Origin of the sequence: Aquitalea sp. ASV11, assembly GCF_016429185.1 — a bacterium.
GTDB classification, from domain to species: domain Bacteria; phylum Pseudomonadota; class Gammaproteobacteria; order Burkholderiales; family Chromobacteriaceae; genus Aquitalea; species Aquitalea pelogenes.
Genome location: NZ_JAELUD010000176.1, coordinates 1 through 399 on the forward strand (window position 1 = coordinate 1; position 399 = coordinate 399).

Here is a 399-nt window from a genome sequence, read left to right on the forward strand (position 1 = left end):
CCCCCCCCCCCCCCCCCCCCCCCCCCCCCCCCCCCCCCCCCCCCCCCCCCCCCCCCCCCCCCCCCCCCCCCCCTATTTATCCCCCCCGCCCCCCTTTATCTACACATCTTACTGTTCGTCGGCAGCGTCAGATGTGTATAAGAGACAGGGGCAGCGCTTTCGCCGCTTGTTGCGGGGTGGCCGGAAATGAAAACAGCCACCCCATGAACTGACAGGGTGGCTGCAAGAACAAGGATCAATTACCTTGCTGTCTCTTATACACATCTCCGAGCCCACGAGACGAACGCAATAATCTCGTATGCCGTCAACTGCTTGAAAACCGGGGGGGGGGGGGGGGGGGGGGGGGGGGGGGGGGGGGGGGGGGGGGGGGGGGGGGGGGGGGGGGGGGGGGGGGGGGGG

At 70.2% G+C, this 399-nt stretch carries 1 protein-coding gene; it reads left to right on the top strand.

Features of this window, described 5'->3' with window-relative positions; translation table 11 throughout:
• On the top strand, positions 1–190 hold a 190-nt coding region (locus JHD62_RS21540), incomplete at its 5' end, for a hypothetical protein (RefSeq protein ID WP_199104589.1).
• Between the last annotated feature and the right edge of the window lie 209 nt (positions 191–399).